The sequence below is a fragment of the Novosphingobium terrae genome (genome assembly GCF_017163935.1).
Taxonomy (GTDB): domain Bacteria; phylum Pseudomonadota; class Alphaproteobacteria; order Sphingomonadales; family Sphingomonadaceae; genus Novosphingobium; species Novosphingobium terrae.
Map to the genome: position 1 here is coordinate 1,407,046 of NZ_JABVZR010000002.1, position 17,107 is coordinate 1,424,152.

13 protein-coding genes are annotated in these 17,107 nt (G+C 64.6%); 7 read left to right on the top strand and 6 right to left on the bottom strand.

Annotated features, from left to right (window positions below; all coding sequences use genetic code 11):
- Positions 1-9: 9 nt before the first annotated feature.
- The 3 genes from HGK27_RS24335 to HGK27_RS24345 all read left to right on the top strand — a co-directional run bounded on the left by HGK27_RS24335 (position 10) and on the right by HGK27_RS24345 (position 3,376).
- Entirely contained in the window at positions 10-1,344 is a 1,335-nt protein-coding gene (locus tag HGK27_RS24335; protein ID WP_206243421.1) for an ATP-binding protein, read from the top strand.
- 210 nt (positions 1,345-1,554) lie between these two features.
- The gene (locus HGK27_RS24340; protein ID WP_206243422.1) at positions 1,555-2,232 is read left to right on the top strand and encodes a response regulator transcription factor; all 678 of its coding nucleotides are present in this window, start codon (positions 1,555-1,557) and stop codon (positions 2,230-2,232) included.
- A gap of 109 nt (positions 2,233-2,341) precedes the next feature.
- Entirely contained in the window at positions 2,342-3,376 is a 1,035-nt protein-coding gene (locus HGK27_RS24345; RefSeq protein ID WP_206243423.1) for a sulfite exporter TauE/SafE family protein, read from the top strand.
- A 461-nt stretch (positions 3,377-3,837) separates the two neighbouring features.
- Here the strand turns inward: HGK27_RS24345 and HGK27_RS24350 are convergent, their stop codons facing one another.
- Complete coding sequence (locus HGK27_RS24350; RefSeq protein WP_206243424.1) at positions 3,838-5,196, bottom strand: sensor histidine kinase; 1,359 nt, start codon at positions 5,194-5,196, stop codon at positions 3,838-3,840.
- Positions 5,183-5,860 (bottom strand): response regulator transcription factor, encoded by a 678-nt coding sequence (locus tag HGK27_RS24355; RefSeq protein ID WP_206243425.1) that lies wholly within the window; start codon positions 5,858-5,860, stop codon positions 5,183-5,185. The genes HGK27_RS24350 and HGK27_RS24355 overlap by 14 nt, the downstream gene beginning before the upstream one ends.
- A 247-nt stretch (positions 5,861-6,107) precedes the next feature.
- On the opposite strand from HGK27_RS24355, the gene HGK27_RS24360 reads away from it, so the two are divergent.
- The 4 genes from HGK27_RS24360 (at position 6,108) to HGK27_RS24375 (ending at position 12,014) form a co-directional block, all read left to right on the top strand.
- Positions 6,108-7,445, top strand: coding sequence for a TolC family protein (locus HGK27_RS24360; RefSeq protein ID WP_206243426.1), 1,338 nt, complete (start codon positions 6,108-6,110; stop codon positions 7,443-7,445).
- Positions 7,442-8,467 carry an efflux RND transporter periplasmic adaptor subunit gene (locus tag HGK27_RS24365; RefSeq protein WP_206243427.1) on the top strand — a complete coding sequence of 342 codons (1,026 nt, stop codon included), beginning with the start codon at positions 7,442-7,444 and terminating at the stop codon, positions 8,465-8,467. The genes HGK27_RS24360 and HGK27_RS24365 overlap by 4 nt, the downstream gene beginning before the upstream one ends.
- Before the next feature lie 4 nt (positions 8,468-8,471).
- The gene (locus HGK27_RS24370) at positions 8,472-11,516 is read left to right on the top strand and encodes an efflux RND transporter permease subunit (RefSeq protein ID WP_206243428.1); all 3,045 of its coding nucleotides are present in this window, start codon (positions 8,472-8,474) and stop codon (positions 11,514-11,516) included.
- A gap of 180 nt (positions 11,517-11,696) precedes the next feature.
- Positions 11,697-12,014, top strand: coding sequence for an ATP-binding protein (locus HGK27_RS24375; RefSeq protein WP_206243429.1), 318 nt, complete (start codon positions 11,697-11,699; stop codon positions 12,012-12,014).
- On the opposite strand, the gene HGK27_RS24380 is transcribed toward HGK27_RS24375, so the two are convergent.
- The 4 genes from HGK27_RS24380 to HGK27_RS24395 form a co-directional block, all read right to left on the bottom strand.
- Positions 12,011-12,886: a protein-L-isoaspartate O-methyltransferase family protein gene (locus HGK27_RS24380; RefSeq protein WP_206243430.1), complete on the bottom strand. Its 876-nt coding sequence runs from the start codon at positions 12,884-12,886 to the stop codon at positions 12,011-12,013. The genes HGK27_RS24375 and HGK27_RS24380 overlap by 4 nt on opposite strands.
- Before the next feature lie 37 nt (positions 12,887-12,923).
- On the bottom strand, positions 12,924-13,415 hold the full coding sequence (locus tag HGK27_RS24385) for a hypothetical protein (RefSeq protein WP_206243431.1): 492 nt from the start codon (positions 13,413-13,415) through the stop codon (positions 12,924-12,926).
- A 91-nt stretch (positions 13,416-13,506) separates the two neighbouring features.
- A complete protein-coding gene (locus HGK27_RS24390) occupies positions 13,507-14,526 on the bottom strand; it encodes a YncE family protein (RefSeq protein ID WP_206243432.1) in 1,020 nt (339 codons plus the stop codon).
- A gap of 17 nt (positions 14,527-14,543) precedes the next feature.
- Positions 14,544-17,045 (bottom strand): TonB-dependent receptor, encoded by a 2,502-nt coding sequence (locus HGK27_RS24395; RefSeq protein ID WP_241127437.1) that lies wholly within the window; start codon positions 17,043-17,045, stop codon positions 14,544-14,546.
- Positions 17,046-17,107: the final 62 nt, after the last annotated feature.

Consider the following 17,107-nt stretch of genomic DNA (forward strand, 5'->3'; position numbering starts at 1 on the left):
CATCGGGTGATGTCGATCCGGCGGCGCCTGCTGCTGTGGCTGCTGGCCTGCCTGCTGGGGGTGAGCTGTGTCTTCATCGCGGCAACCTATCTGATCGAGCGCGTGGGCATCGAGCATCATCAGGACCAACGCTTGCGCAGGATCGCGCAGGACATCCCCGACAGCCTCAAGCCGGACGATCTGCGCTCATTCAACGTCAAACTGTTCCACGGGCGAGACGACTTCCTGCTGCAGATCTGGCAGGGCGACCGCGAGATCTATCGTTCCACCGTCGATCGGGAGTTGCCGCGCGGGCTGCAGCCGGGTTTCGGCCTGCGCACGGTACGGGGTGAGGTCTGGAAGGTCTTCGTCCGGCAAACGGGGCTCTACACGATCCAGGTGGCGCAATCGCTGGATGAGCGCAATGCGCTGGCGCAGGAACGGGCGCTGCATCTGATCGTGCCGCTGATCCTGCTGATCGGCGCCATTGCGCTCTGCACGCCGATCGGGGTGAATGCGGGGCTGCGCTCGCTGCGCCGCATTTCCTCCGAGCTTGAGACGCGCAATCTGGACCGCCTGATCCCGCTTAACCCCAGGGACGAGCCGGAGGAAATCCTGCCGGTGATCGAGGCCATCAACACCCTTCTGGAACGGCTTGGCCGGGCGGCGGTGTCGCAGCAGCAGTTTCTGGCCGATGCCTCGCATGAATTGCGCACGCCGCTGGCCGGGCTGCAATTGCAGGTGAAGATGGTCGAACAGGCGCCGGATCAACCCGCCCGCCATGAGGCGCTGGCCGCGGTGACCGCCAGTGTGAAAAGGGCGGGGCGGCTTGTCGATCAATTGCTCACGACCTCGCGGCTCGATGCCGATCTGCCCGTGGAGCGGCGTGAAACCGTGTCGCTCAACCTTGTCGCCCGCGAGGCGGTGATGCGACTGGCGCCAATCGCGGAAGTGCGGCGGATCGATCTGGGGCTGGTCCATGATCTGTCGGCGGTGGTTTCTGGCACGCATCACGAACTGATGTTGCTGACCGTCAATCTGATCGACAATGCCATCCGCTATACGCCGGAAGGAGGGCAGATCGATGTCGCCGTTCTGACGCAAGGGGCTGAGGCGCGGCTGGTGATCGAGGATTCCGGCCCGGGCATCCCGCTTGCCGAGCGTGATCGCGCGTTCGACCGTTTTTATCGCGGGCGCGGCGTTGCGGCGGCGGGAAGCGGGCTGGGGCTGGCCATCGTCAAGCGCATTGCGGATCGCCATGCCGCGTCGGTCAGTCTGGGGGACAGCGCGTCGCTCGGCGGGCTGAAGGTTGATGTCGCCTTTGCGCCGGGAGAAGTTTGCGGGATGCCCCCCTGCATCGTCTGAGACATGCAGGGGGGCCCTTTCGGATCAGAGCGGGGGATAGTGCCGTGATCCGGAAACTGCGGGGCCAAGGGTCTGGCCGCCATATCCGCTGAACCTCATCATAGGCGCCTCTCTGTTGCGTGACGCTCTCCTGACTGTTGGAAATTTCCAACTTGTTCCCGGCGGGTTTGGCGCGCTTGTCTGCTGGCGACCTGGCCTGCGAGGTGCCTCTTGAAACTCCTGCTTCTGGACGATGACCCGGAGATCACCGACTATGCCGCGCGTCTGCTGCGCGCCGATGGGCATCACGTCGATGTGGCATCGCTGGGGTGCGATGCCCTGTTTCTGGGCAAATGCACCAGCTATGACGCGATGATCTTCGACCGCCAATTGCCCGACGGCGACGGCATCGACATTTTGCGCGAATTGCGCCGGGTCGGTGTGCGGACCCCGGCGATGATCCTGTCATCCCTTGGCGGCCATGAGGATCGCGCCGAGGCTTTCGCGGCCGGGGTGAAGGACTATCTGCTCAAGCCTTTCACAGGGTCGGAATTTCTGGCGCGAGTGCAGTCTCTTGCCCTTTCCCGATCCCCCTTTGCTGTCGATGCCCCGCTTATGGTGGCAGGCCTTGAAATCGACTGCCGGGCCGGTGAGGTCAGGCGTTTCGGCCTGAGCATCGCCCTGTCGCGTCAGGAATACCGCATTCTGGAATATCTGGCGAAGCATGCCGGGCAGGTCGTGACCAAATCGATGATTCTGGAAAGAATTTTCGGGATCTATTTTGCCCCGGGATCCAATGTCGTCGAAAGCTATGTCAGGCGTCTGCGCGCGAAGATCGAAGTGGATATGAGAAATCCTGTTATCCGATCCATCCGCAACATCGGATACAGTATAGAGGCCTTGCCATGATTGCGCAGGAACCATGATGCCCGTCGCGTTCGGTCGGGCGAGATTGGGAATAATCAATAAATCTCTCGTTGCAAGGCTTCACGGCTCTGCAGCATGATATGGCGTGCTTGTGATATGTCTCTTTTTTCTGGCGATCCTCGCCTTTGCGGTCAGCACCGTGTCGGGTGGTGGCGCCGGGCTGATGCTGATGCCGGTGCTGGCCCTGTTGCTGCCCGGCGCGCAGGTGCCCGCCGCGCTGTCGATTGGTACGGCGGTCAGTTCGCTGTCGCGGATCGCGCTGTTCTGGCGGTCGATCCGCTGGCGCGTGGTGGGCTGGTTTCTGCCGGCAGCCTTGCCCGCCGCGGCGCTGGGTGCGTGGTTGCTGTCGCGCTTCGAACCCATCTATGTGAAGCTGATCCTGGGGCTGTTCCTCACCGCGAATTTGCCTCTGCTGTTCCTGCGCCCCCGCCCGGCCCCGGCCCGCGATCAGGCAGCGATCAGGCCTGTCTTCCTGCTGCTGCTTGGAGCAGGCGTGGGCCTGCTCTCCGGCTTTACCGGCGCCGTGGGGGTGGCCTTCAACCGCTTCTATCTGCGCCTTAATCTGCAAAAATCCGAGATCGTGGCGACGCGGGCGTTCAACGAGGTGTTCCTGCATCTGCTCAAGATCGTGCTGTATGGCATGTTCGGCCTGCTTACCGACCGCAGCATCATGGCCGGCGCCATCGTGGCCGTGGCGGCGGTGGTGGCGTCCTGGATCATGCGGCATCTGATCCATCATGTGGCCGATCACCATTTCCGCCATGCCAGCACCATCGCGATGGTGGGCGCCGGCGTGGTGATGCTGGCCACGGCGGTTCCGGCGGTGTTGACGCGCCACGATGCCGGTCTGCGCTTCGTCAATGAGGAGCAGGAACGCGAGATGCAGGCCTATTGGGGCCTGCATGCCGTGGCCATGGCCTGGAATGCGCGAAGCGGTTTCGTGTTGGAAAAGCGGCTCGACCCCGCGCATCTCAAGCTGCGCTATCAGCGCATGCTTCCGCCGACACCAGCCGGCGCCACGATTTCAAGCATCGAGAAGTTCGAGCGGATCGACCGCGAAGGGCTGGAAATTCACTATATCCAGGGCCACCGGCAATGGTCGCAGCAGGTGATGGCCGAGGATTGAGGGCTTGTGATCACGACATGTGCTTTGCCCGATTGTCGTGAAACTGGCCTCCTCGGTGCTCTGGAAGGTGAGGGGGCGTTCCGGGGGGAACGTCCCCTCCCGATCGATTTAGTCGCCAGGGTCAAGAAAGCGCGGGCAACTGACAGGGAACTCTGGTGCAGTCGGAGATACCCGGCAAGGCAGGCAGTTCGCGCAATGGCCCGCCGGACAGCGCCGGATGACCAGAACTACACAATCATTCTCGACCAGGCGCCGGGCCGGGAGCTTCGACAGGCAGGCCGTTTCGGAAACCGGCGGGAGATGTCGTTCCTCCGGGCCCAGGACACCGGCGATATCCAGCCACCGCTGGGGCAGAAGCTCAGTTGCAGGCGGGGGGAAGCATGAGGATGCGTTGCAGGATCGGGATCGGTCTGATCATGGCAGACCCGATTTCAGTGGCTCTGGCGTCAGGCTTGCCAATGCTACGGCAGGCTGACGATGACGCGCAAGCCCGGAGCGGCGTCCTCTAGCTCGATTGCGCCCTCATGAAGCTGCACGATGGCCGAGACCAACGCCAGCCCCAGCCCGGAGCCCGGCGTGGTGCGGCTGCGCTCGCCACGGAAGAAGCGGCGGAAAACCTTGGCACGATCCTCTTGCGGAATGCCGGGGCCATTGTCCTCGATCACGATGCGCGTTGTATGGCCATGATCCGGCCCCAATAGGTCCAGTTTTACCTCGCTGCCCATAGGGGTATGCCGCGCGGCGTTTTCGAGCAGATTGGTGACGGCCTGCGCGATCAGATCCCGGTCGCCCTGAACCTCGACATTCGGGGCAATGGAGACAGTCAGACGGCGCCCACCGTCCTCGATGGCGGGGGTGAACGCCGCCCCCAGTCTGCCCAGCAAGCCGGAGAGATCGACCGTTTCAAAATTGGCGCGTGCCTTGCCGTTCTCCAGGGTTGCGATGCGCAGGAGCGAGGCAAAAATGCGGATAATGTCATCAATTTGATCGACGCATCCCTCGACACGGGCCTCGATTTCCTCAGGGGAGGCATCGTACCGGATGGCTTCCAGCCGGTGCCGCAGCCGGGTGAGCGGGGTGCGCAGATCATGCGCGACATCGGTGGAAACCTGTCGCAAGCCTTCCATCAGCACCTCGATGCGCTCCAGCATCCGGTTGAGGTTGTCGGTCAGATCATCGAATTCGGGGCTGAGGCCAAAGCGCGGCAGACGTTCGGAGAAATGGCCGTGAATGATACGATGGATCGAGCGGTTGGTCTCATCAAGGCGCCTCAGGAACAGGCTGCCCACGCCCAGCCCGCCGATCAGCGCCAGCAGGCTGATCAAGATGCCGGCCAGAGCGGTGAAACGGCGCAATTGCCATGCCAACTCACGCGAATCCTGGAGATCTCCCGCGACCACCAGGAGCCAGCCATTGGACAGGCTGGTACCCTTGGCCAGCAGTGAAACGGAATGATCTCCCTGTTCATCATGTGCCGTTACCGTGATGCGGTGCCATCCGGACACGCCGGACGACACCGGCAGGCTGCCCGTCAGGGCCTGGCGTTTCCCATCGAGCAGCAGATAGCGGAATGATGTATCGCGCACCGCCCTGGCGTGGCGTTCGATAGCATGGACCAGCTCGGCCTGGCCCAGTTCGCTCTGTTCGCCTTTAAGTATATCGGTCTCGGTCTCCACGCCGTCGGTCAGTTCCTCGGTGATATACTGCTCGATCAGATGGTTGACGGTCAGCAGCAGGCCCATGCTGCCCAGTGCGAAGCAACTGGCGAGCAGGAAGGCGAAGCGAAAGGCGCCGCTGGAAAAGGGCCTAGACGGGTGCATCGAGCCGATAACCTACGCCGCGCACGGTGCGGATCAGTTCGACATCGAAATCGCGGTCGATCTTGCCGCGCAACCGGCTGATATGGCTGGTGATCAGATTGGTGCCCGGATCGAAATGGAAATCCCACACATGCTCCAGCAGCATGGTGCGCGTCACCACCTGCCCGACATGGCGCGCCATATACTCCAGCAGCTTGAACTCCTGCTGCTGCAGATCGATGCGGCGCCCGGCCCGCGTGACCGCGCGCTTGAGCAGGTCGATGTCCAGATCGCCGATGGTGATGAAGCCGGAGGTCTCGACCACCGGCCTGCGTCGCCCCAGGGCGGCGATACGCGCCACCAGTTCCGAGGCGGCGAAGGGCTTGACCAGATAGTCGTCGCCCCCGGCGTTTAGCCCCTCCACCCGGTCGCTGATTTCGCCCAGCGCGGTCAGGAACAGCGCCGGTGCCTGAACCCCGGCCGCCCGCAAGCCGCGCAGCACGGCCAGCCCGTCGACAGCGGGCACCATGCGATCCAGCACCAGCACATCATATTTGTTGCTGGCGCCCAGAAAGATCGCATCCGGCCCGGTCTGGGCGATGTCCACCACATGGCCTTCGCCGCGCAGCGCCTTTGCCAGATAGTTTGCGGTTTCCTCGTCGTCTTCGAGCAGAAGCAGCTTCATGATGCACACCTCGTGACCATCGGTTGTCGAAAGCCGCAGCCGGGCTCCGACGCAAGTTGGGAATTACCAACATGATTGCCGTTTCGGGATGGTTTACGCCCCGCCCCGCATGAGTTCGCACCAATGTGCGCAATTCCCAACCTTGGGGTGAGGTTCGGCGCAAGGTTGGGCTGCTAAGGCATCAGGAAACCCGCGCAGGATGAGATGTGAAGCCTATGGTCCGGTCATGAAACAGAGTGAGACGTCAATGAAGAAAGCTCCACGCCGGGCGGTGCTGCTTGCCGGCCTGTGCGGATGCCTGTCTGCCTGCGCCCATTACACGCCCTTGCCCTTGCCGCGCGAGGCGGCGCTGGCGCCCACCGTTGCGGCGCTGCCTGCCCCGCAAGCGGAGGCGGCGCCGCTGGGCGTCGATCAGGTGGTGGCGCTGGCGCTGGCGAACAATCCTGAGCTGCAGGCGATCCGGGCTCGGCATGCCATTGCCCGGGGCGATCTCAAGCAGGCGGGGCTGCTGCCCAATCCCAGCCTGACCGGTGCTTTCCTGCCGCTGCTCTCGGGCGTCGGCACGGTTCCGGCGTGGAACATCGGCCTGTCGCAGAACATTCGCTCACTGATCGTCTACAGCTCGAAGAAGCGCGCGGCGGGCTTTGCTGCAAGGCAGGTCGATGCCGATATCGTCTGGCAGGAATGGCAGGTGGCGGGGCAGGCGCGCCAGCTGGCGGTGGATCTGATCGTCGGCCAGAAGAGCCGGGCCAGCTATGAGGCCGCATGGCGCCTGCTGCGCGACCGCAACGCCAAGGCCGAGGCGGCGCTGGCCGCCGGAAACCTCACGCTGGTGGTCGTTGCCCCCGGCCGGGTGGCGCTGCAGACGGCGCGCGCGGCGCTCAACACGCTGGACCAGAAGCTGCTGAGCCAGCGCCATCAGCTCAACGCCCTGCTGGGCCTCTCCGCCGACGCCACCATCCCCCTGAGCGATCAGGCGCAGCTGCCTCCCATCGATCCGGCAGCGATCCGCGCGGGTCTGGCCAGCCTGGCCGACCGCCGCCCCGACCTGCTGGCGCTGCGCATGGGCTATGGTCAGGCCGACGAACAGGTACGTCAGGCGATCCTCTCGCAATTCCCCGATCTGGTGCTGGGCGGCGGCATCGCCAGCGACAATTCCCGCGTGATCAACGCGGGGCCCAACGTTGCCGTTCCGCTGCCGGTGTTCGACCGGGGGCAGGGCACCATCGCCATCGCCCGCGCCACCCGCGCCCAGCTTCACGCCGATTACGCCGCGCGCCTGAAAGCCGCGACCGGTCAGGTCGAGGCCATGCTGGCCGAGATGGCCCAGCTGGCGCAGCAACTGGCGGCGGTGCGGCGCGATCTGCCCGCCGCCCGTATCGCCGCAGACCGTGCCGCCAAGGCCTTCGGCGCCTCCACACTGGATGAGCGGGCCTACATCGACCTGCTCTCGAACCGCTATACCAAGGAACAGGACGTCATGACGCTGGAACTCGCCCTGCTCGACCGGCAGGTCGCTTTGCAAACGCTGGTGGGCATCGGCCTGCCCGCCGTGAACGCCGCGCCGCAGGGGGCGGGCCAATGAGCCGCCTTCTTCTTCTGCCGCTCGGTTGCCTGATGCTGGCCGGTTGCGGCAGCAGCGCGTCCACCAATGATCCGGCCCCCTCGGTCTTGGTCACCACCCAGCCCGCGCAGCAGGGCACGGCGCCCACCATGCTGGCCGCCTATGGCAGCGCCCGCCCCTCGACGGACGGCGCGCAGACCATGAGTTCCGCCCAGCCCGGGCAGGTGACCGCCATCGCCGTCACGCCGGGCGCGGCGGTCCATGCGGGCCAAACGCTGCTGACCTTCACGCTGGCCCCCACGGCGCGCACCACCTACGAGCAGGCCGCCCATGCGCTGGCCGCCGCGCAGAAGCAGCGCGCCAGCACGGCGCAGCTCTTCAGCCAGCAACTGGCGACGCGCGACCAGCTGGTGCAGGCCGAAAAGGCGGTCAGCGATGCACAGATCGCGCTGGATGGTCTGGCCCGCGAGGGGGCCGGGCAGAGCGTCAAGACCTTCACCGCGCCCTTCGACGGCATCGTCACCGCCATCACCGTGGCGCAGGGCGACCGCACCGCCGCCGATGCCCCGCTGATTACGGTGGCCCGCACGCGAGACATCGTCATCACTGTGGGCGTCCAGCCCGAGGATCGCGCCAAGGTCCGCGCCGGGCAGGAGGCGCATCTGCAGCGCCTTTCGGGCGGCGAGACGATCACCGGCCATGTGCTGCGCGTTGCCAGCGCGCTCAACGTCAAGACGCGCATGATGGATGCCGATATCGCCATCCCCGCCAACGCCCTGCTGCCCGGCGAGGGCCTGCGCGCCGACATTCACACCGGTGACGTTCAGGGCTGGCTGGTGCCGCATAAAGCGGTGGTCACCGCCAATGGCCCCGCGCATGTCTTCCAGTTGGAGGGCGGCAAGGCCAAGGCGGTGGAGGTGCAGCTGCTGCAATCCTCATCTGCCGGCGATGTGGTGCAAGGTCCGCTGAACCCGCATGCGCCGCTGATCGTCGATGGCGCTTTCCAGGTTGATGACGGCGCCGCCGTGCGGACGGGGCGCTGAGACCATGCTTGAGAAATTCATGGCCAGCCAGTCGCGCGCTCTGGTCTTCATTGCGCTGGCTCTGGCGCTTGCGGGCATCGTTGCCGCCATGTCGCTGCCCATCGGGCTGTTCCCGCAGGTGTCTTTCCCGCGCGTGGTGGTCGATGTCGATTCCGGCAGCCGCCCCGCCGACCAGACCGCCCTGCTGGTGACGCGCCCCATTGAGGATGCCATTCGCGCCATCCCCGGCGTCAACAATGTCCGTTCGGAATCGACGCGCGGCTCGGCCCAGATCTCGATCGACTTCGGCTGGGGGCGCGACATGGTGGCCAGCACGCTGCTGGTCGATGCGGCGCTGTCGCGCACGCTGCCCTCGCTGCCGCCCGGCACGGTCTACAATGTGCGGCGGATGGACCCCACGGTCTTCCCGATCATCTCCTATGCGCTGGTGTCTGACACGGCCAATCCGGTGGCCCTGCAGGACATTGCCAAATACCAGATCACCCCGCTGCTTTCGGGCATTTCCGGGCTGGCCCGCGTCGGCGTGCAGGGCGGTGAGACCGCCGAGGTGCAGGTGCTGGCCGACCCTTATCGTCTGGCCGACCATAATCTGGCGATCAGCGATCTGGTAACGGCGATCCGCAACGGCAATGTGCTGTCCTCCTCGGGCCAGATTCAGGATCGCGGGCGGCTCTCGCTGGTGATTGCCGACCGCATGGCGGTCAATGCCGCTGACGTTGGCAACATCGTGCTGCTGTCGGATGCTGCGGGCGTGGTGCGGGTGCGCGATGTGGCCACGGTACAGGATGGGGTGATGCCGCAATGGCAGCGCATCGTCGAGGATGGCCGCCCTGCCGTGCTCTTCAACATCTATGAGCAGCCTGACGGCAACGCCGTGCAGATCGCCCAGACCACCGCCGCCAAGCTGGCCGGCTTCAAACTGCCGCCCGGCGTCAAGCTGGTCAACTGGTACGATCAGAGCGAGCTGGTGACGCAATCGGTCTCCAGCGTGCGCGATGCCGTGATGATCGGTCTGGTGCTGGCGGCGCTGGTGCTGCTGTTCTTCCTGCGCAGCTGGCGCGTCACGCTGATCGCGGTGATCGCGGTGCCCGCCACGCTGGCCGCCACGGTGCTGATCCTTTCGATGCTGGGCATGAGCTTCAACATCATGACCCTGGGCGGGATCGCGGCGGCAGTCGGCCTGCTGATCGACGATGTGATCGTGATGGTCGAGCATATTGCCCGCCGCGCGGGTGGCGATGGCGCCGATGGCCAGCCCGTGGGCAATGCGGCGGTGATCCCGGCTGCCCGCGAGTTCCTGATGCCGCTGACCGGGTCGAGCATGGCGACGTTGATCGTCTTCCTGCCGCTCTCCTTCCTGACGGGGGTGACGGGGGCCTTTTCCAAGGCGCTGTCCGTCACCATGGCGGCGGCGCTGGCGCTGTCCTGGGCGATGACGGCCTTTGTGGTGCCGCTGCTGGCGCGCTGGCTGGTCGATTTCGGCACCTGGCGGGATCCGGGCAAGCCGGGCGAAGGCATGCTGGCGCGGCGCCACGAGGGCCTGCTCGACCGGCTGATGGCCCGGCCCTGGCTGCTGGCGGTGGCGGCAGTGCCGCTGCTGGTGGTGGGCTATATCGGCTATGTGCAGGTGCCAACGGGTTTCATGCCCAAGGTGGATGAAGGCGGCTTCATCATGGATTATTTCACGCCGCCGGGCACCTCGCTGGAGGAAACCTCGCGCGTGATCGGCCAGATCGATGCCATGCTGCATGCCAATCCGGAGGTGGAGACCTTTTCCCGCCGCCTTGGTACCGGCCTGGGCGGCGATCTGGGGCAGAGCTATCACGGTGACTATTTCGTGCGCCTGAAAGCCAACCACAGCACGCCGACCGAGGAACTGGCCGCGAAGGTTGCCGCGGATGTGGGGGCGCAGGTTCCCGGCGTGCAGGTCGAGACGGCGCAGCTGATGGAGGATCTGATCGGCGACCTTACCGCCGTGCCTCAGCCCATCGAGGTCAAGCTCTACTCGGCGGATAACAGCCTGCTCAAGCCGCAGGCGCTCAAGGTGGCGGCACTGATCAGCAAGATCGACGGCGTGGTGGAAGTGAAGGACGGTGTGCGCCTCGCCGGTGACGCGCTGGATGTGCAGGTCGATCCGGTGCGTGCGGGCCTTGAAGGCGTGACGCCCGGCGATGTCGAGGCGGCGCTGACCGGCAGTTTGGGAGGCACGATCGCCACCTCGCTGCCTCAGCCGACCAAGGCGGTGGATGTGCGGGTGCGCCTGCCCGGCGCCATGCAGATGTCCGAAGAGGGGCTGGCCCATCTGCCGATCCGCGCGCCCGATGGCCATGTCTTCCCGCTTTCGCGCGTGGCCAGCCTGCATCGCGTGACGGGGCAGCCGCAGCTCAGCCGCGAGAATCTCGAACCCATGGTGGCGGTGACGGGCCGCATTCAGGGGCGCGGCATGGGCGCTGCCATTGCCGATGTCACCAAGGCGCTGGATGCTCCCGGCGTGCTGGCCCCCGGCGTGCGCTATGAGCTGGGCGGGCTCTATCAGCAGCAGCAGATCGCCTTTGCCGGCCTGACCCGCGTGTTCGGTGCTGCGCTGGTGGCGGAGTTCATCCTGCTGTTGCTGCTCTATCGGCGCTTCTGGCTGCCGGTAATCATCATCGGCTGTTCGCTGCTCTCCACAACGGCGGTGTTCACCGCGCTGTGGCTGACAGGGGTGGACCTCAACATCACCGCGCTGATGGGGATGACGATGATCATCGGCATCGGCACCGAAATGGCGATCTTCTATGTCTCGGAATTCGAGGAGCTGGCGCATCAGATGCCCGCGCGGGAGGCCACGCGCGAGGCCAGCCGCAACCGTCTGAGACCGATCACCATGACCACCCTGACGGCGATCCTGACGCTGATGCCGCTGGCGCTGGCGATCGGCCAGGGATCGGGCATTCAGCAGCCACTGGCGATTGCCATCATCGGCGGATTGCTCCTGCAGTTCCCGCTGGTGCTGGTGGCCATGCCGGTGCTGGTTCGCCTGACGCTGCCGCGCGAAGCGGTGGCTTGACGGGGGAGGGCCGGAGGGAGCGCCTTCCGGTCCTTACAAATTGGCATGGAGCCGCCGCAGGTCGTGATAGACGCCTCTCAGTCTGGAATTAGGCGAAAATTTGTGCGAGCAGGGCGCAGATATCACGCTGCGCGATGAAGTGCGGCTCCACCCTGGGGCTTTGCCCATAGTCTGCCCCGGTTGTCTCAGAACCTTGCCGAAAATGCGCTGCGCTATGCCGGTCTGGCGCGGATCGTGGTGGAGGGTACGCCGGAGGCTTCGTGCATTGGTGTGAACGATCGGGGCTCTGGCACTCCGGAGGATCAGCGTGAGCAGGTCTTCGTTCCCTTCGTCAGGCGTGAGGAGGCAAGAAATCTCGCCTTAGGCTGGAAGGGGTTGAGGCTGAGTATCGTGCGGACCGTAGTGCTGTTTCACGGTGGCGCGCTGACGCTGGAGAACCGACCGGGCGGCGGGCTGACGGCCCAGGTGGTGTTTTGGCGCCGCCAGAGCGGAGGCTAGGAATCCAGGCTGTCTTCAGAGCCCGAGGAAGGCGTTATTCCAGGCAAGGTCGAGGCGATCATTGCTGGCCATTCTTCCGGCGTGCCGCTGTTATGGCGCATGCCTTCCCCGGTTAACGGTACAAAGCGGACGGGGCGCAGCAATGTATGTCGATAGATGTCGGGAGAAAGGCGTTCCAGCAGGACCATCTGTTCCTCATCCTGCGAGCGGCCGATCGGCATCACCAGCCTGCCGCCTGGTTTCAAGGCTGCCTTCAGTCCTTCGGGAATGGTGGCGGCCCCGGCTGCAATCACGATGGTGTCGAAGGTTTCGGGCGGGAACTGGCCTGTCGCCCCTGCATCGCCGATCAGGACCTCGATGTTCGAATAGCCCAAACCGGTCAGACGCTCTCGGGCGCTGCGGGCGTGATCCTTGACGATCTCCATGGAGGTGACATGGCTGGCCATGCCCGCCATCACCGCGGCCTGATAGCCCGATCCCGTGCCGACATCGAGCACTGTGCCATCTTTTGGGTCGCCGGCAGCGGCCAGCAGGGCGACCATCTCGGGATGAGAGATCGTCTGCTCCAGGCCGATATCATGAACCATGGGCAGATAAGCCAGATCGTCGATCAGCGGCGGTATGAAGCATTCACGCGGCACGCTCATCATGGCGGCCATGGCGCGGTCTATGGCATCGGCAGAGATCGCTTCCATGGTTCCGATCATGCGCTTGCGCAAGGCCGCGATCATATGGCTGCGTTGCTCCGCAAAGGCATCCGGAACGCTGACCAGCCATTCGGCCAGAGTCGTTTCATGCCACAGCGCAACAGGCACGGCGCCCTGCGTTCGTGCACGGCGCGCCGCCGAAATGGCTTCGGCTAGATATCCCATGGAAGCGTTTCCGGATGATCCTGGTGATGATGCTTTTCTAGCGGGGCGCGGTGAACAGGGCGGGGAGGGCCGTGATCCGTTGCGCCATCAGGTCGCGAATATCGATGGCGCGGGCCAGTGCGGCTTTTTGGCTGTCCCCCTGTTTCCAGCGCGACATGATGCCGACGGCGCCGATTGGCCGGTGCTGCGCATCGCGCAACTGCAGCAGCACGCCGATCCGCACGCCGTCTTTCTGCACCTCCACCAGAGGCTTGCCGGTGCGCGCCACACCCAGATCGTCCTCGCCTGAGACTTCCCCCAGATCCTTGGGCAGATGGGCGGCGATCACGATGTTGCGGCTCTCTCCCGGCGGGGTGACATGCAGCAGAACGTCGAGCAACTCCGGATTTTCGGCCACCACCTCATCGACCAATGCTTGTGCGGGGGCTGCCTTGGCATTGGTCTGCGCGTCTGCATGATGCGCGGCGGCGCATAGCATCACGGGCAGCAGCATGGTCTGGACGAGGCGGCGCGTCGAGCGGGCTGTCATGGTCAACTCCTTGCGATTAAGGCTATTGTGGGGTGTGGGGAGACTTGACGTTCCCCTGCGCAAGGCAAATTGCGCAGGGGAACGTTCCGGATCAGCGCGGGGATAGCGCAAGGATCCGGAAGTTTCCGGAGACAACCGTCTTGGGTTGCCCCTTGATCACGGGGTTCAGCCGGGCCGAGGGCAGGTAAAGCCGCCCTGTCGCCGGATCGAGCGCGGCGGTGCGGGCATTGGGCCCGGTTGCCACGGCGGGCAGCACATGCGGTCCGGCCTTGTCCATCGCGATGATCGAGAGCGAGCCGCTTTCGCCGCAAGGGACCAGGAAGCGGTGATGGGCCGCATCCCAGATCACAGTGTCCGGCCCCATGCCGATGGGCAGCATGCGCACCACCTTGCGATGGGCGATGTCGACCAGCGCGGCCTTGCCATTGGCGCAGGCGCTCAGCGCCAGACCGTTCGGGCCGATGGCCAGACCTGTGGGGCCTTCACAGCCGGGCAGCGGAATGGTACCGGCGGGCTTGTTGGTGGCAAGGTCCACCAGTTCGATCTCGTTGAAATCCTCGGTGTTCACCGCCAGCAGGGTGGGGCTGGCCAGCACCGCCACCTCAAGCCCGGTCTTGAGCGGGATGCGACCGGTCTCCACCATGCTGTCGAGATCGACCACCGAGATCGTCCCGGCTTTGGCCGCCATCACATAGGCCTTGTGGCCATCGGCGCTCAGCACAGTGGCGTCGGGATCCTTGGCGACGGCGATGCGGTTCACTTCGGCGCCGCTGGAGCCATCGAGAATGCGCACGCTGTCATCGAACTTGCTGGTCACCAGAATGCGGTCATGGCCGGGCAGGGGCAGCACCGCATGGGCATACTGGATCTGGCCGATGGAACGCACCGCGCGGGTGGCCGGATCGACCACCAGCACGTCCTTGCCGTGGGCGACCAGCAGGCGGTGATGCTCGCCATCCCACTGGGCGAAATCCCAGAGGTCGTCGGGGACCTGAATGGCCGGCATTTGCGTAAAGGCCGCAGCGGCGGACGCGGCCATTGCGGCGGGCGCGGCCAGCACGCTCAGCAGCGCGCTGGTGGACGCCAGCAGGGAACGGAAGGGGGGGAGCATAGAGGTTCCTTTCTGCATCAGAATTTCAGCTTCACGCCGGTCTCGATGGTGACATCGTAGAACTCGCGCTGGATCGGGCGATTGGGCGAACCCTCGTAAAAGCGCAGCGGCGCATTGGTGAGGTTCTTGACGTTGAGATAGAGCTGCGCGCGGCGCGTCAGATCGTAGCTGCCGTTCAGATCCAGCGTGTACCGGCTGTCCTGAAAGACATCGGTGGCGCGGCTGGAGCCCACACCGAACAGCACAGAGCTTTCGAACTGCGAAGCGAGGCGGACCTTGGCCTTGCCGCGCTCATAGAACAGCGCCGCGTTCCACGATGTGCCGAAGGTGCCGGGTAGGGTGACATTGCCCTCGCCCGCGCGCAGGGCTACGCCGCTGTCCACATGGGTGAAGTTGGCGTCGATGCCGAAGCCGCTCAGCAGGCCGGGCAGAGCGGTGAACTTGTCGACGAAATTGAGTTCGAAGCCGCGCGCATGGGCGTGATGGGCGTTCTCATAGGTCGAGACCAGGAAGATGCCGGCATTGCCCTGATAGCCATTCACCCGGTTGGTGCGGGTGACGACATAATCCAGCAGTTCCTTGTCGAAGCCGGTGATCGAGATCACCCCGGCATCAGGCAGGTAATATTCCAGCGAGGCATCGAAATTATGGCTGTAGGTCGGCAGCAGATTGGGATTGCCGGTGCTGACCGTCAGCCCGCCGAAATCGACGCTGGTGGACTGCTGCGTCTGATAGAAACCGGGCCGCGCGATACCGGTGGAATAGGTGGCGCGGGCGACCAGCTTCGGGCTGGCCTGATAGCGCAGCTGCAGCGTGGGGAAGACATTGTCGTAATTGCGCGCGGTGGAGAGCGGGGTCAGCGTGGTGTTGCCATTGGCATCGGTGCTGCTGCCGATGCCGCGATAGACTGCATGGGTATGCTCGAAACGCAGGCCCGCCAGCACGCCCAGCTTGCCGAAGGTGCCCTGATATTGCGCGAAGCCGGCGGCGATGTTCTCGGTATCGTCGAAATAGCCGCCCGGGTTGAGCACCAGTCCCGAATTGTTCTGCGCATAGAGCGAACGCAGCGCCGGGCCGTTGATGACCGGGCCGATGTCATAACCGGCGTGGTAGAAATCGGTGACCGAGCCGCCCACGGCGTCCTGCGTGAGCGAGCGCGTGCCGGAAAGGTTGGCGCTGGCCGTATAGGGGCGGGCCACCTTGTCGCGGAAGCGCAGCTTGGCGCCGAATTTGATCTCATCGTTCGGCGTCAGACCGATGGGCAAAGACAGGCTGCCCGCGCCCGACCATTCCTGATCGACATCATGCTCGGTCTGGTTGCCGATGCCGCTCAGCGTGTAATTGGCGGGGTTCGTCAGGCCGGTGCCCTGCGTGACGCTGTAGCGCGGCAGGTCGGGGTTGGTGATGTTGTCATAGGCGATGGTGTAGCTGTTGGTGTTGTCATAGGTCGAATTGTAGTCGTAATGCTTGTTGTAGCTGGCGCGCGAATAGGCACCCCAATATTCGAGATGCGCGTCGCCTAGATGATTGTCGCCGCCCAGCTGCACCACGATGTTGCGATGGGTTTCATCGTAATCGCGCAAGGTCTTTTGGGCTGATCCAGTGTCAGTCAGCGTGTTGCCGCTGGTAGTGGGATTACCGTCGAAGTTGAGGATCATGCGGTTGCGATAGGCATGTTCATTGTAACCGGCCATGCTGGCGCGCAGATAATAGCGTTGGCCTTCGGCAGGAACATAATCCATCTCGCCCGAATAACCGAAGCGCTGGCGGTAATAATCATATTTGCGCAGTTCCAGCGCAGCAAAAGCCTTGTCGGGCGTGCCTGCGGCATCGACATAACCCGCTTCCATATCGTGGAAGCTGCGATGATCATTGTAGAGGAACTGGCTGACCACGAAGGAGACCGGCGAATCTTCACCACCGATGGGGCCGCCTAGCACAACCTCGTCGCGATAGAGCCCCTTGCCCGCGAAGGTCTCCACGCCGCCGCCCAGCGTGACATCGGCGAAGAGGCGATGCGCGCCGATGGCGGTGCGCGGCGTCAGTTCAACCGACCCGCCGATGCCTTCGGCATCATGATCGGGCAGGCCGGTCTTGATGATTGACATGCGGTCGACCGCACCGATGGGCACGGTGTCGAACTCCACCGCGCGGCCCGCTGCGTTGAAATAGGTGCCGCCCGGCTGGGTGTTGAGCAACACCACGCCGCCCATGGTCGAGCCGTTGAAATTGCCGTCGAGGCCGCGAATGTTGATGAAGCGGCCTTCGCCCGTGTCGATTGACAGGGCGACGCCGGGCATACGGCTGAGCGCTTCGGCGGCGTTGACATCGGGATATTTGGCGATGGCCTCGGCCGACTGCACGTCGATGAGGTTGGGCGCGGCCTTCTGCTCTTCACGGGCCGTGTGCGCGAGCCGGGCCGAAACGACAATACCGCCCTGATCCGTCGTGTCATTGGCGGGGGCAGCAGTGTCGGCCATGGCTGCGGTTGGCAGCAGGGCAAAGGCGAGAGCAGTCAAGGAAATGGATCGAATGTGCATGGGGGTCCCCGGCTTTTATGAAAATTTATGCCGGCTCATTC